Here is a 14,176-nt window from a genome sequence, read left to right on the forward strand (position 1 = left end):
GGCACGCGACGGCTCAGAGCGCCGTCGTGGTCTCCAGCCGAAACTGCGCCAAGGCAATGAACGGATCGGTCTGAAGCAGTTGGAATAGCTGCATTGCCGGCACCTTGCCGAGCGGCGTGAGCTTGATCGTGAGTGTTGTCCCCGGCGTCTCGATGAAGCGCGCCAGCGCGTCCACGAACGCCTCTGCATCGGGATTGCTGGTTGCCGTTTTGGCGCCGCTGGCCCTGATGTCCTGGACGATGGCCTGCCGCGCCGCGTCGCGGCTGATGTTCTGCATACGGGCATAGTGGGCGACTGCGAGATCAACGCCACCCAAATCGCGCACGGTGAGTTCGACGGTGCCGGCCTCGATTTGCGTCGCCATGGCGGCTGCCTGAAGCGGATTGATCGAGAACACCTCGCGCGGCACGTTGGCGAGCGAAACTCTTGCGGACGCTTTCAGCATACCGCCAAGCTCGAACGTCACAGGCTCCAGCACGAATGAGCGTGATGCTTCGGTCCATGCCGTGCCGAGATCGAGATCGATCGCCATTTTGTCGAGGCCCGCGGCAATCAGCATTCGCTGGTTGGGATGCGTCGCGTCGAGTGGGCCGGACATCTTCGCGGTCAGCCGCGCCTTGCTCGGGATCGGTCCGACGAACTGTCCCCAGTCGAGGTTGACGAGATCGACGTTGATCGGTCTGCCGGTGTTCTTGTAGGGCGCAGTGAAGCCTTTGAGCTCGGCGCCCTCGAGCAGGGCGATCATGCCGAGCACTTGGTCAGGCGGTGGCGGTTGCGCCGGATTTGAGAGCAGCGCCGTCATACGCAACAAACCGGCGACATCCACGCTTTTGAGGGCAAAGCGGGTGAGCTTGACGGGACCCTGCGGTGTACGGCCGTCAAAACCCTCGAGCGCAAATTCGCCGGTCTTTCCGTTCTCCAGGCTGAAGCGCATCGAGGCGAGCTTGAAGCCGCCCTCCGGCATATCCATCGAAAAGCCGCGCATCTCGGCATTTCCGATGCGCACGCCCTCGTAGATTTTGGCCGCCCTCTCCATCATTTCGCGCGCCTGCGCCGGCGTAGGCTGCGCCGCGCCCGACGGTATCGTTGCGAGAAGCGCAGCCAATTGCAGCCGCGAGGGTCGCGCCCCGATATCCTCGGCCGTCAGCCCCTCGATACGCACCTTTGGGCCTTGCCCTGAGGTGATCGTATAGGGGCCGGCGGTAATCTGGCGGTAGACGCGGTAGTATTGGTCGTCGTTGGCGCGCTGCGGATCGAGGATTGTCGCGGCCGCGACAATGTCGACGTCCTGCGCAGCGAGATTTGCCAGCTCACCGGTGACCTTCTCTGGCTTGCCCTTCGGCTGCGTAGTCCCTGTGAATGTCATTCGGTCGATCGTGACAGCGGTGACCTTGCCGGCCTTGATGTCGCGCAGCGCAAGGTTGGAATAGGCGAATTCTCCGTTCCCCAGCGTTGGGCTTCCGGAGTTCATGGTGCCGGCAACACTGGGCGCCGTGATCGAGGATGCGGTGACCCCACCAAGTTGTTCGATAAGCAACCGATATAGGTCGATTATCGACGATGATGCCGGTGGCCGCGGCGGGCTTGTCGGTCCGGAAAAATCCTTAGCTGTGATCCGCGGCACCTTGTAGGTGACTTGCCAATCCGCTGCAGGCATCCTGGTATTGAGTTCGAGGTCGCTCGCCTCGATAGCGGCGGCCGAGAAGCGCGTCGCATCCGGTTGACCAACACCGGAGGCTGTGATGCTGGCGATCTTGACGCTTACGGGCGGCTGCGTGGCCGATTCCGTCGCAATATCGTCTATCCTGAGTGTCCGGCTGCGCAGGTCGAACGACACCTTGCCGTGACTTGCCTTGCCGCCTGTGGCGCGAATCTGCGCGAACGCGGCCTCGATCTCGCTCGTGATCCGGTGCTGCGTATAAAACTCGAAGCCGAAGAAGCCACCCACCGCGATCACGACCACGGCGGCCAGGCCCATCAGTATCTTGACCATCAGTTGTGCTCCGGACGCCGGCATCGCGGGAGGCAAAATTGCCATATGTCGGTCAAGGGAAGGGGATAGAGAGGAAAATATGCTATCGGCTTTAGCGCTTTCCGTCGATGCCCCTGTTGATGGGGACGCTTTCGGATGTTGCATCCAAGTGGTCGCCCGTGCTTCACATCTGGCTAAATCTGCCGCAAAACTAACGGTTCGAATGAAGACCGGCCGCCGGAAGTAATTCGGGGTCGAGAAAGCCCGTGGGGGAGTGCATGTCGTCCTATTCCGAAGATCTCCGCTCCGCGGCGCTTGCGTATCACCGGCTGCCGCGGCCGGGTAAACTTGAGATCCAGGCGACAAAACCGCTCGCCAACCAGCGCGACCTCGCGCTGGCCTATTCGCCAGGCGTCGCTGCAGCCTGCACCGAAATCGCCAACAATCCCGCCGAAGCGGCGTCGCTGACCTCCCGGGCCAACCTGGTCGCCGTGGTCTCCAACGGTACCGCGGTGTTGGGGCTTGGCAATATCGGCCCCCTGGCCTCGAAGCCCGTCATGGAAGGCAAGGCGGTCCTGTTCAAGAAATTCGCCGGGATCGACGTCTTCGACATCGAAATCGCTGCCGACACCATCGAGCGCGTGGTCGAGACGGTGGCGGCGCTGGAGCCGACCTTCGGCGGCATCAATCTCGAGGACATCAAGGGACCGGAATGCTTCGAGATCGAGGCGCAGCTCAAGGAGCGCATGAAGATCCCGGTGTTCCACGACGACCAGCATGGCACCGCCATCATTGTGGGAGCTGCGATCGTCAATGCGCTGTTGTTGAACGGCAAGAAGTTGCCGGATGTGAAGATCGTCTGCTCGGGCGCCGGTGCTGCGGCGATCGCGTGCCTCAATCTCCTGGTCTCGCTGGGCGCGCAGCGCAAGAACATCTGGGTCTGCGACATCGACGGCGTGGTGCACGAGGGCCGCAACACGCTGATGGACCGCTGGAAGGCGGTCTATGCGCAGAAGACCAGCGCGCGTGTGCTGGCAGACGTAATCGGCGACGCCGATATTTTCCTGGGGGTGTCCGCGCCCAATGTACTGACGCCTGATATGGTCAAGTCGATGGCGGACCAGCCTCTGGTGATGGCGCTGGCCAATCCTAATCCGGAAATCATGCCCGACGAGGCGCGCAAGGCGCGCCCCGACGCGATGATCTGCACCGGGCGTTCCGACTTCCCGAACCAGGTCAACAATGTCCTGTGCTTTCCGTTCATCTTCCGCGGCGCGCTCGATGTCGGCGCCACCAGCATCAACGAGGAAATGAAACATGCCGCGGTCGACGCGATCGCGCAGCTCGCGCGCGATCCGCCGTCGGATGCGGTGGCGCAGGGCTTTGACAGCGGCGAGACGCAAGGGTTCGGCCCGGGCTCGCTGATCCCGAGCCCGTTCGATCCACGGCTGATCCTGCGTATCGCGCCGGCGGTGGCGAGGGCTGCGATGGACTCCGGCGTGGCCACGCGCCCGATCAAGAATTTCGAGGAATATACCGCGCTGCTGGAACGCTTCGCCTTCCGCTCCGGCCTTGTCATGAAGCCGGTCTTCGCCAAGGCCAAGACCCAGCCGGTTCGCGTGATCTACGCCGAGGGCGAGGACGAACGCGTGCTGCGCGCGACGCAGGTCGTGCTGGAAGAGAAACTGGCGCGGCCGATCCTGGTCGGACGTCCCTCCGTCGTCGAGGCAAGGCTCAAGCGGTTCGGCCTCTCGATCAAGGCCGGGCAGGATTTCGACCTCATCAATCCCGAGGACGATCCGCGCTATCGTTCCTATGTGCAGACCTATATCGACATGGCGGGAAGGCGCGGCGTCACGCCTGAGGCCGCGCGTACCGTGGTCCGCACCAACAACACCGTGATCGCGGCACTTGCGGTGGTGCGCGGCGAGGCCGATGCCATGATCTGCGGCGTCGAGGGCCGCTACATGAGCCATCTGCGCCATGTCCGGGAGATCATCGGCTTCCTGCCTGGCGTCAGCGATTTCGCGGCGCTGTCGATGATGATCACCACCAAGGGTTCCTATTTCATCGCCGATACCCAGGTGCGGCCCAATCCGAGCGCCGAAGAACTCGCGGAGATGGCTTCGCTCGCGGCGATCCACGTGCAGCGGTTCAACATGAAGCCGCGCGTCGCCTTCGTGTCACATTCCGACTTCGGCAGTTACGACACCGACTCCTCGCGCAAGATGCGCCGCGCCACCGCGCTGCTGAAGGAAAAGCATCCGGAGATCGAGGCCGATGGCGAGATGCAGGGCGATACCGCGCTCTCGGCCGCGGCGCGCAAGCTCGTGCTGCCGCATTCCAACCTGGAAGGCGACGCCAATATCCTGATCATGCCGAACCTCGACACCGCCAACGTCGCCTACCAGATGATCAAGACGCTGGCGGATGCGCTGCCGGTCGGGCCGATCCTGATCGGGCCGGCGCGTCCGGCGCATATCCTGACTCCGGGGGTGACGGCACGCGGCGTGCTCAACATGACGGCGGTTGCCGCTGTCGAAGCCCAGGAGCGCGCCGGCCGCCAGCAGCCGACGTTGTTTGGGTAGATCCGGTTCAGATTGAATCAAAACTGGGATCTAGCCTTTTGTTCTGGCGCGTTTTTCTGCGCGGAATGTATCCGCGCTCGAAATCGCTATGGCCAAAAAAGGGCCTTGGTTCTGCTTCTATCAGAAGGTCTGGTTGGGGTCTGCGCAGGCTCCTGCGCGGATGGTTTCGATTTGAGCGTTTGAAAAGCGGATGCGAAACGCCCATAATCGTTTCGCGCCGCCTGCTATCTTTGCATGCCATTCAGTGAGGCCGATCCCATGCCAGCGTTAGTTACCTTCGGGCGAGTCCTGTTCGCCGTCCTCTTCATGTACACGGGAGCGACCAAGCTCTTCGCGATTCAGCAGACGGCGGACTTCATTGCATCCAAGGTGACCATTCCGGCGCTGCTCTTGCCCTATACCTCGCAGCTCGAAACCATGACGGGCATGCCGATGCCGCAACTGCTGGCGTTCGGCGCCGGCGGCTTCGAGGTCCTCGCCGGCCTGATGATCGCAGTTAATTTCGGCGCGCGCTTCTTCGCGATCATGCTGATCTTCTTCGTGCTGGCGACAACCTTTTATTTCCACGACTTCTGGAACCAGCCGGCGCCCGAAAACGCCAAGACGCTGATCGACGCCCTGAAGAACCTGTCGCTCATCGGCGCGCTGTTCATGATCGCAGGATACGGCCGCGGGCCGCGGCCGAATGAACCGGCCTACGGGGACGTCTGAGCCCGGTATCCGCGACTTCAGACAAAATCAGAAATTCCTGATGATGGCGGGTGGCTCTTTCAACGCCACCGTCGCGCTCGGCGGCGGCGCGACGTACTCGATCTGCGCGGTGCGCGCCGCCATCCTGCGCGCCTGCAGCCATTGCGGGAACCACATCGCGATGGCCGGGAAGATCAGCACCAGCGCCACGCAAGCGACCTGCAGCACCATGAAGTCGGCCATGCCGCGGTAGATCAGCCTCAGGTTCCATTCCTTGACGACCTGCTTGAGATAATAGGCCGACATGGCGACCGGCGGCGACAGGAAGGCGGTCTGCAGCACGACCGCGACGATGCAGCCGAACCAGATCATGTCGTAGCCGAGACCCTTGGCGACCGGCGCGAGCATCGGCAGGAAGATGAAGACGATGGCCGGCCATTCGAACGGCCAGCCGAGCAGGAAGATCAGGGTCAGGAGCAGGGACATCGTGCCCCAGGGCGGCAGCGGCGAAGCGAGCAGGGCATTGGTCATCCAGGTTGCCGTGCCAAGCCATGAGAATACCGAACCGAACACATTGGAGGCTACCGCGAGCAGCAGCACCATGCTGGTCGTTGCGAGTGTGGCGTAGCAGGCATCCAGCAGGCCTCGCCATGAAAACCGGCCGTAGGCAATGACAAGGAAGATAGCTCCCAATGCGCCGAACGCGGCCGCCTCCGCGGCCGTCGTGATCCCGGCGAGGATGGCGCCGAGCGTCACGATCGTCAGCACCGTAACCGGCACGAGGCCGACCACGCATTCCCACAGCACGATCCGCATCGAAGCGGGCCGCTCCTCCACCGGCACCGGCGGGCCGAGCTTGGGATTGAAGTAGCAACGGATCAGGGTGTACGCGATGAACATCGCGGACAGCAGAAAGCCCGGGCCGAACGCCGCAGCATAGAGGTCGATAATCGAGATATCGAGCACCGGCGCCATCACCACCAGCATCACCGACGGCGGGATCAGGATGCCGAGCGTGCCGCCGGCGGCAATGGCGCCGGCGGACATGCGCACGTCGTAGCCCGCGCGGATCATCATCGGCCCGGCCATGATGCCGAGAAGAGCGACCGTCGCGCCGACGGTTCCGGCGGCGATGCCGAACAGCGTCGCCGTGAGGATGACGACCACGTAGAGCGCGCCATTGATCGGTGCAAACAGATCGCGGAACGCCTTGAACAGCCGCTCCATCAGTCCGGCCTGGTCGCAGATGAATCCCATCAGAATGAACATCGGCACCGCGACGAGTTCGTCCTGCTTCATCAGGCCGATGGTCTGAAGGTAGGCAAGGTTGAAAACCCGCTCTCCCATGCCGACGTAGCCGAACGACAGCGCCAGGAACAGCAGCGTGAAGCTGATTGGCAGGCCGATGAAGATCGCCCCCAGCATCACGAGGAGCATGGCAAGTCCGAGGAGTTCGAGTCCCGTCATATCTCGATCTTTTCCTTGTGCTCGAACTCGCGCCCGAACTGGACCTGGTACCAGCACTTCAGGACCTCGGACACGCCCTGGATCATGAGAAGAAGGGCCGCCAGCGGGATTGTTGCCCGGAAGGGCCACATGATCGCGCGCCAAACGCTTTCCTGCGACCGTTCGCCGGTGTCATAGGAGTGCAAGGCGTCGTCATAGCTGATCAGCATGAACGTGATCATGGCCGGATAGAAAAACAACAGATAGGAAATCAGGTCGACGATGCCCTTCTTCCGCTCCGAGTAATTCTCCCAATAGATGTCGGTGCGAACATGCGCGCCCTTCAACAGCGCGTATCCCGATCCGAGCATGAAGGCCGCGCCGTTGACCATGAAGCTGGATTCGTAGACCCAAACGGTTGGCGCGCCGAACCCGTAACGCATGACGACCTCGTAGGAGATCGTCACCACCAGAAACAACATCGACATGGCGATGAGTTTGCCGGTCACATCAGTGAAGCGGTCGATCGCCCGTATGATCGAGTAAAAAGCGCGCGGGAACTCGCCGCCCGGATTGCTGGCGACCGAAGCACTGCTGGTGTCCGCGGACATAACCGCTCCTCTTCAGACAGTGCTGGCGTCCGGCGGTTCGGACGCCAGCAGCTCCGTTACAGAGAGATCACTTCTTGGTCAGGTAGATCTTGTTCTTCCAGTAGTACTCGCCCGCAAAGTTGTACGGCGGGAACCAGGAAAGCTTGAACGGCACGATCTGTTCGGCATAAGCCTTCTGACTATCGATGACCTTCCGGTAGAACGGGTTCTTCGCCGCATGCTCGGCCTGAATCTTCTCCCACTCGTCGAGGAAGTTCTTCAGGATCTCGTCGGGCGTACGATGCATCTGGACGCCCATCTTGATCAGTTCCTGGCAAGCGTGCGCCGTCTCGCGGTTGAAGGCGAAGTTGCGCTGCGTCGTGGCGTAAACGCTCGCCACCTTGATGATCTCCTGCAAGTCCGGCGTGAGCTTCTTCCAGACGTCACCATTGATCATCAACTGGCCGCCGGTGACCGGCTCGTGCATGCCCGGCGTGTAGTAGTGCTTGGCAACCTGGTGCAGACCGAGTTTTTTGTCTTCCTCGCAGTTGATCCATTCGGCGCCCTCGATCACGCCGCGTTCCATCGCCGGCACGATCTCGCCACCGGGAATGGTGACGACCGACACGCCGAGCCTGCCGTAGGTCTCCGCGCCGATGCCATAGATCCGGTACTTCAAGCCCTTGAGGTCGGCGAGGCTGTTGATCTCCTTCTTGAACCAGCCCATTCCCTGCGGGTAGTCGGTCGGGATCGGGAAGCCGACGACGTTCAGCTTGAGGACGTCGCGGTAGAACTCGTCGAGCAGCTTCATGCCGCCGCCGTCATAGTACCAGGCCCAGTAGTCCGAGCCGTCCATGCCGTATAGCGGACCGTGCGACATCGGTATCGTCGCGGTGTTGCGGCCGAGAATGTAGCCGAACGGGCCCATGCCGACGTCGAGCACGTTCTTGGAGGTGGCGTCGAACACCTCGAACGGGGGCACGATCGCGCCCGCCGGAAGCGTCTCGATCTTGAGACGTCCGGCCGTCATCTTTTCGACGGTCTCCGCCCACAACTTGAAGATGAGATGGAAGTTCGAGGATGCGGGGTGGGTCGACTGACCCTTTAGAACTAACGGCTTTTCCGTAGTCTGAGCGTGAACCGGTGCAACGAAGGCGGTGACAAGTCCAAGGGTCACCGCTGCAATCATAGTTGAAGCGCGCCTCAACATGTTGTGGTCCTCCCGATGGTAATGGTTTGTTTATTTTTTCTTTTCAGGTTGGAACTGCGGCCGCGTACTGTCAAGCGATCTCTGGCCGAGCTGGCTTACGGTGAGGCTGATTGTACGAAAGGATGACGCCCTAGGCGCCGCGCCGCCACGGCGTGACGGTGACTTGGTGGGCGGCGTCGAGCATCTGCGGCTCGCCGGCGCGCAGCCCATGCGCGGTCAGGATGTCCTGCGGAGAACGTGCCGGCACGCCGGGGAAGCAAGGTTCGCCGCCGGGCAGGCGGACAAGCGGCGCCACCGAGAGCCAGAACGCGTCGTAGCGGTCCATGAACATGCCGAACACGCCGGGGCCGCCGATGATCGCAACGGTGCCGTCACGTACTCCTGCATGCGCGCAGGCAGCTTCGAAGGTCGCGCCCGCAGGATTCCACAACGTGGCTTTCGGATTGGCCGGATCGGGCGCGATCGCGTCTACCTTCCGCGTCAGGATGATCCGCCGGCGTTGCGGCGAGTTCGGCTGGTCCTCGTAGGAATTGCGGCCGTGCAGGATCAGGTCGGCGCGGTCGAGGGCGGCGGTGAAGAACGCCTTGTCGCCCTCGAACTTCAATTCGTCCGGCATGACATTGCGCGCGTCGGCCAGCATGCCGTCCGCGGAGACGATGACATAGCCTTCGATACGCAGCGCCGGCACGGGTCCGTGTCGCGCCGCGTTATTCCGAAATCGTCTGCACGACGCTGGAAACCGGGCGCGAGCTCACGGTCGGCAACTTCAGATCCTTGACGATGTCTTCGTCATACTGGACGATGGTCTGCACCGGCGTCTTGGCGCGCATCGCAACCACCTTGTAACCGCCGGCCTTCAGCTTCTTCAGAATTTCGGGCAGGGCTTCCGCGGTATGCTTCTGGAAGTCGTGCATCAGAATGATGCCCTTGCCGTTCTTCTCGACCTTGCGCATCACGTTGTCGATGATGGTTTGCGCCTTGCTCGCCTTGAAGTCGAAGGAATCGAGGTCGCAGGAGAATATCCCGATGTTGCGTTCGCCGAGATAGGTCACCATCTCCGGCGGGTGTTGCAGCGCGGGGAAGCGGAAGAACGGCGCTGGCGCCTTGCCGCCGAGCGCCCATTTCACGGCGCTGAAGCCTTTTTCGATTTCATCCTTGCGCTGCTGCTCGTTCAGCTTCTTGTTGACGAGCGCCGCATGCGACCAGGTATGCGATCCGATGGAATGACCCGCCGCGAACACCTGCTTGAGAATTTCGGGATAATAGGTGGCGTGCTTGCCGATCGGGAAGAAGATGCCGGTAGTGCATTCTTCCGCGAGCGTCTTCAGCACCGAAGGCGTATTCACCGGCCACGGGCCGTCGTCGAAGGTCAGCACCACTTCCTTGTCGCGCAGGAAGTCGAGATCCTTGAAATGCTCGAAGCCGAAACCGGGGCCGCCCGTGGTGTCGATTTCGACCGTGCGGCCGATGCCGAGCGCGTTGGGATTGTTGCAGGGCGGACGGGTGGGGGCGGGCGCTGCTGCAGGGATCGGTGCTGGAGCCGCCTGCGGAGCGGCCACGCCTTTGGCGGCTGGTGTCTGTGACCACGCCGCGCTCGATGCCAGCAGCGAAATCGCGCCAGCAAAAATCATCCCTGCCCGAATGCGCATCTTGCTTTCCTTATTCGAATCCCGCTCCCGGGTCGCGGCTTTGCCGTGATCCGGTCCGCCACCATCCGTTGACGGACAGTACCTTAGATGGAGGGGGCGCGCCAACGCAACGGCTGTCACGACCCCTGGCCGATTTGTCCTCGATCGGGTTAATTCAGGAGTCGGCGAGTGCCCGTGCGATGGCGGTCTTTACCCGTGAATCCACGGGGTCGACGGATTGCGGGAATACGTCGGCGATATGGCCGTCGCGGCCGATCAGGTATTTGTGGAAGTTCCAACGTGGAACATCCTTCGGCCGCGCTTCCGCGGCCCATTTGTAGAACGGATGCGCGTTCGGTCCCTTGACGACAGCCTTCGCGGCGATCGGAAAGGTGACGTGATGGTTCTGCGCGGTCGCGGTGATTTCGGTCACGCCGCCCGGCTCCTGGCCGCCGAAATCGTTGGAGGGAACGCCGATGATCATCAGGCCTCGGCCGTGAAACTCGGTCCACAATTCCTGCAACCCGCCATATTGCGGGGTGAAGCCGCAGAGCGAAGCGGTGTTGACGATCAGGAGCGGCCGGCCGGCAAATTCGGCCAGCCTGATATCGCCGCTGGCCAATCCCGGAAATGAAAACGCATAAGCCGTGATCCGGCTCATGCCGGCCTGCGCCAGGGATTGCCTGTTCGAGGTGACGGCTGCGATCGCTGCCAGCGCCGCTGACATCACGCTCCTGCGGTCGATCATGAAAAGCCTCGATGAAAAGATTCGGGATGCGGTTCAACCGCGCAAAGCATAGCGCAACGCGCGGGCCGCTGCCCCTCAACAAGCCGTTATGGCTGGACCATGCGCAGCGGGACGATGAAATCAGTGCCTTCGCCGGTTTCGCCACCCTGGTTGATGCCATGGTCGGACACGATGATCGAGCCTCCGGTCGTCAACGACTCCGCGATGCGCGCCATCGCATCCTCAGGGATGGCGATGCGGTCCAGCGCCTCGGCGGGACTGTTCGCCACCGGCAGCGGCTTCGCCTCGGCGCCGGCCATCTTGCCGCGCCGCGCGGCACGGTCGGCATTATCGATCCGGGCCGCATTGCGGGCCGTGACCGGCAGCGAGACCACTGACCAGCGCAACAGGTTGGGATCGTTCTTGTCGGCCTCGGCGGTGAAGACGTGCGTACCCAGCGGCCGGTCGCTCGGCGCGATGGTTATCGGAACGTCGAACTGCGGCTTGAAGTTCTCGCGGACGTACAGCTTGGAATCCTTGCGGCTCACGAACACCGCGATCTGGCCGGGACGCTTCGGCGGTTCGGCCCTGGCGGCCTTTTCCGCGCCGGGCAGACGCGCCGCATCCTTCTTCACGTCGGGTGCAACGGCTGGTCCAGCCGGCGCATCGGCGACTGCCTTGACGGGCTCAGCGGGCTTTTCGGTGCTCCTGGATTCGTTAGTCTTGGCTTCCTCGGCCTTCGGCGCTTCCGCCTTGGCAGGCGCCGCATTGGCAATCGCAGCGGTGGGAGCCTCGGCGTTCACCTCTTCCGACTTCGTTTCCGAACTGACTTCGATTTCCGCCTCGCCGGGCTTGTCCTCGGTCTTCGCGCTTTCGCTTGCGGCGATATCGGTCTTTGTGGGTTCGCTGCTGTCAGCCGAGTTAGCAGACGGCGTCGCATCGAACATGGTCACGACGCCATTGATCGCTGGCCGCGCGCGGCTGGCATCCACCGTGTGGGTCTGTTCGCGCAACGGCGCCGCGTGCCCGACAGTCGATCGGAGATCCAGGCTCGCCTCCGAATTCGCAAGACTGGAATTCGCAGGCTTGCTCGCGCTGCCAGCGTCCGCGCCCTTGTCGCTCTTCACCGCGGGCGCGTCGGTCGCCGGGTCGTTGGCGATGAGGGGCTGCGGCACGACCTTCTGCGTCACCAGCAATGGGTGCGTGAAACTGGCAGGCGTGATCTGGCCCGGCGTAATGATGACGCGCGCGCCCATCCTGGTCCAGTTCCACATCTTCATGGCGAACGCCGTCGGCATGCGGATGCAGCCGTGCGACGCCGGATAGCCGGGCAATACGCCGGCATGCATCGCGACGCCCGACCAGGTGATGCGCTGCATGTAAGGCATCGGTGCGTTGCTGTAGATGTTGGAGCGGTGCATCTTGTGCTTCTGGATGATGCTGAACACGCCCATCGGGGTCGAATGACCCTTCATGCCTGTCGACACCGGGCTTTCAGCGAACAATCCTTTGGCGTCGTAGATTCGAACCTTCTGCTGCTCGATCGAGACCGCGATGATCAGCGGCCCCTGCGGCTTGGCGTTGGTTTCCTTGATGGCCGCCTCGGTCTTGGCTGATGGCCGACGTGCCTTCGGCTTGCGCGGCTGCACCATCGGCGCGGGCCGGTAGTAACCAGGGTCGGAATCCTGCCAGTAGAACAGGGCGGCGGCATCCACCTGGGGAGCGGCGGCGACGGAGCCGGCCGCAGTCAACATGGCAATCTGCCAAAATCGCTGCTTCGAAATAGCTGTGCCCGCAATACTCGCACTGAAAAATCGATGCCCGCTCACGCGCATAGTCCTCAAACCCGGTTACTCGAATCTACTGTCCTGCGTATTCATTTGTTGTCGCAGAGGCGAAAAGCGTTCACCAGCGTAAGCCTTATAATTTCAGCGCTTTTCGCTCCGATCGTAGCAAAAAAGCCTCACATTCCGTTAAACGGCGCCTGGTCAATCTGACGCCATCCATAAGGCGGTACTGCGGCGTCCAAATCCCCAGCGGCCTTCCTGTCCGGCTTTCCGGCACTACATAGGCGGCGAGCCCTTCAGCGGAGATTTCAATGACATCCAAGGCTATCGTTAAGTGTGACAGGAAGTGGAGAAGTGTGGCCTTGGTGGTGTTGGCGCTGACATTGTGGCACGCGGCCCCGGCGTCGGCCGCCGATGAGCCCGACCTGATCTTTCGCCGCTCGACCGTGTTCAAGTGGATGAGCCCGAACGACAAGCTCGCGACCTACGCCGTCGACGACCCGGAAATCGATGGAGTGGCCTGTCACTTCACGGTGCCGGAAAAGGGCGGCTTCAAGGGCTGGCTCGGTCTCGCCGAAGAGGTCTCGGACATCTCCCTGGCCTGCCGCCAGATCGCGCCGATCCGCTTCAAGCACAAGATGGACCAGGGCGACGACATGTTCCGCCAGCGCCGCTCGCTGTTCTTCAAGAAGATGCAGATCGTTCGCGGCTGTGACGCCAAGCGCAACGTGCTGGTCTACATGGTCTATTCGGACAAGCTGATCGAGGGTTCACCCAAAAACTCGACCTCCTCTGTACCGATCATGCCTTGGGGGGCAGCCGATGCCGCGGTTCAGAAATGCGGTGAATTCATTCAGTAAGTCCGATGCCAGCCGGGATCCGGATCGGATCCGGGATGAGGGCTTCGGGCTTACCGTTTGACCGGATTGGAATATTGGCGGGCCTCCAGGCCGGTTCCGACCTTGCGGTCACGGCAACCGACCAGCTGCACGAATTTTTGCGGCGCCGACACGTTGCCGCGAAATTCGCTGCCTTGCTGCGACATCGCACCACAAAGGCTTGCGGGAGTTTTCCCTTGGCGCCCTGTCTTCAGGGAAGGATCGATCCGCAGTTCGGAGCCGTTACTCACCGACGAATTTTCAACCGCCGGCTGGCCGGGTTTGCGGGTCGGGGTTGCACTGCCAACATCGTTGTTGCCACTACCCACGACTGCCATCCTTTGTTGAGGAGGGGTCACAACGCACAAGCGTTGAGGAGGGGTCACAACGCACAAGCGCGCGCAAGGTTGCACGGCATTCGAGTGAGTCGGCCAGACCGAAGCTTCGGTTCATCCGATCAGCCAGTGAACGAGGCTGTCCTCATCGACCGGACGGGCGCCAAAGCGGTCCTGATTAGCTGCCTGCGGTGTTCAGCCGGATCATCCGAAGTGAATGCGTCCCGGCTGAATTCATTGAACTTTTCCCGCTATTGTTTCGTCCGGCAGCGCCGACGAAACAATTCTCCTGCGCGATGAAACCATTTTCCGTTTTTGGCGCAGA

Annotated in this window: 12 protein-coding genes; 3 read left to right on the top strand and 9 right to left on the bottom strand. The window is 62.1% G+C overall.

What is annotated here, in order from left to right:
* Nucleotides 1–13: 13 nt before the first annotated feature.
* Nucleotides 14–1,993, bottom strand: coding sequence for a hypothetical protein (locus tag V1279_RS13070; protein ID WP_334436226.1), 1,980 nt, complete (start codon nucleotides 1,991–1,993; stop codon nucleotides 14–16).
* 257 nt (nucleotides 1,994–2,250) lie between these two features.
* Between V1279_RS13070 and V1279_RS13075 the strand changes: the two genes are divergently transcribed.
* On the top strand, nucleotides 2,251–4,560 hold the full coding sequence (locus V1279_RS13075; protein ID WP_334436228.1) for an NADP-dependent malic enzyme: 2,310 nt from the start codon (nucleotides 2,251–2,253) through the stop codon (nucleotides 4,558–4,560).
* 258 nt (nucleotides 4,561–4,818) lie between these two features.
* Nucleotides 4,819–5,271 (top strand): DoxX family protein, encoded by a 453-nt coding sequence (locus V1279_RS13080; RefSeq protein ID WP_334436231.1) that lies wholly within the window; start codon nucleotides 4,819–4,821, stop codon nucleotides 5,269–5,271.
* 27 nt (nucleotides 5,272–5,298) lie between these two features.
* Here V1279_RS13080 and V1279_RS13085 read toward each other — a convergent pair whose 3' ends face one another.
* From V1279_RS13085 to V1279_RS13115, 7 genes are all read right to left on the bottom strand, one after another.
* On the bottom strand, nucleotides 5,299–6,717 hold the full coding sequence (locus V1279_RS13085; RefSeq protein ID WP_334436232.1) for a TRAP transporter large permease: 1,419 nt from the start codon (nucleotides 6,715–6,717) through the stop codon (nucleotides 5,299–5,301).
* Nucleotides 6,714–7,307 (bottom strand): TRAP transporter small permease subunit, encoded by a 594-nt coding sequence (locus V1279_RS13090; RefSeq protein ID WP_334436234.1) that lies wholly within the window; start codon nucleotides 7,305–7,307, stop codon nucleotides 6,714–6,716. Before V1279_RS13090 ends, V1279_RS13085 begins: the two co-directional genes overlap by 4 nt.
* A gap of 67 nt (nucleotides 7,308–7,374) precedes the next feature.
* Nucleotides 7,375–8,463, bottom strand: a complete 1,089-nt coding sequence (locus V1279_RS13095; RefSeq protein ID WP_334436237.1) for a TRAP transporter substrate-binding protein — start codon at nucleotides 8,461–8,463, stop codon at nucleotides 7,375–7,377.
* Nucleotides 8,464–8,626: 163 nt separating this feature from the next.
* Complete coding sequence (locus V1279_RS13100) at nucleotides 8,627–9,136, bottom strand: dihydrofolate reductase (protein WP_334446361.1); 510 nt, start codon at nucleotides 9,134–9,136, stop codon at nucleotides 8,627–8,629.
* A gap of 67 nt (nucleotides 9,137–9,203) precedes the next feature.
* The gene (locus V1279_RS13105) at nucleotides 9,204–10,145 is read right to left on the bottom strand and encodes a polysaccharide deacetylase family protein (RefSeq protein WP_334436240.1); all 942 of its coding nucleotides are present in this window, start codon (nucleotides 10,143–10,145) and stop codon (nucleotides 9,204–9,206) included.
* A gap of 154 nt (nucleotides 10,146–10,299) precedes the next feature.
* A complete protein-coding gene (locus tag V1279_RS13110; RefSeq protein ID WP_334436242.1) occupies nucleotides 10,300–10,872 on the bottom strand; it encodes a glutathione peroxidase in 573 nt (190 codons plus the stop codon).
* An 86-nt stretch (nucleotides 10,873–10,958) separates the two neighbouring features.
* Entirely contained in the window at nucleotides 10,959–12,605 is a 1,647-nt protein-coding gene (locus V1279_RS13115; protein WP_334436245.1) for a L,D-transpeptidase, read from the bottom strand.
* A gap of 344 nt (nucleotides 12,606–12,949) precedes the next feature.
* Between V1279_RS13115 and V1279_RS13120 the strand changes: the two genes are divergently transcribed.
* Nucleotides 12,950–13,498, top strand: coding sequence for a CreA family protein (locus V1279_RS13120; protein ID WP_334436248.1), 549 nt, complete (start codon nucleotides 12,950–12,952; stop codon nucleotides 13,496–13,498).
* Nucleotides 13,499–13,548: 50 nt separating this feature from the next.
* On the opposite strand, the gene V1279_RS13125 is transcribed toward V1279_RS13120, so the two are convergent.
* Entirely contained in the window at nucleotides 13,549–13,845 is a 297-nt protein-coding gene (locus V1279_RS13125; RefSeq protein WP_442894762.1) for a hypothetical protein, read from the bottom strand.
* Nucleotides 13,846–14,176 lie beyond the last annotated feature (331 nt).

This window comes from Bradyrhizobium sp. AZCC 1610 (genome assembly GCF_036924515.1).
GTDB lineage: Bacteria > Pseudomonadota > Alphaproteobacteria > Rhizobiales > Xanthobacteraceae > Bradyrhizobium.

What these genes read in the sequence shown, in the direction of transcription:
- V1279_RS13070 (WP_334436226.1), bottom strand. Translation starts at nt 1,993, where the DNA reads ATGGTCAAGATACTGATGGGCCTGGCCGCCGTGGTCGTGATCGCGGTG.
- V1279_RS13075 (WP_334436228.1), top strand. Translation starts at nt 2,251, where the DNA reads ATGTCGTCCTATTCCGAAGATCTCCGCTCCGCGGCGCTTGCGTATCAC.
- V1279_RS13080 (WP_334436231.1), top strand. Translation starts at nt 4,819, where the DNA reads ATGCCAGCGTTAGTTACCTTCGGGCGAGTCCTGTTCGCCGTCCTCTTC.
- V1279_RS13085 (WP_334436232.1), bottom strand. Translation starts at nt 6,717, where the DNA reads ATGACGGGACTCGAACTCCTCGGACTTGCCATGCTCCTCGTGATGCTG.
- V1279_RS13090 (WP_334436234.1), bottom strand. Translation starts at nt 7,307, where the DNA reads ATGTCCGCGGACACCAGCAGTGCTTCGGTCGCCAGCAATCCGGGCGGC.
- V1279_RS13100 (WP_334446361.1), bottom strand. Translation starts at nt 9,136, where the DNA reads ATGCTGGCCGACGCGCGCAATGTCATGCCGGACGAATTGAAGTTCGAG.
- V1279_RS13105 (WP_334436240.1), bottom strand. Translation starts at nt 10,145, where the DNA reads ATGCGCATTCGGGCAGGGATGATTTTTGCTGGCGCGATTTCGCTGCTG.
- V1279_RS13110 (WP_334436242.1), bottom strand. Translation starts at nt 10,872, where the DNA reads ATGATCGACCGCAGGAGCGTGATGTCAGCGGCGCTGGCAGCGATCGCA.
- V1279_RS13115 (WP_334436245.1), bottom strand. Translation starts at nt 12,605, where the DNA reads ATGTTGACTGCGGCCGGCTCCGTCGCCGCCGCTCCCCAGGTGGATGCC.
- V1279_RS13120 (WP_334436248.1), top strand. Translation starts at nt 12,950, where the DNA reads ATGACATCCAAGGCTATCGTTAAGTGTGACAGGAAGTGGAGAAGTGTG.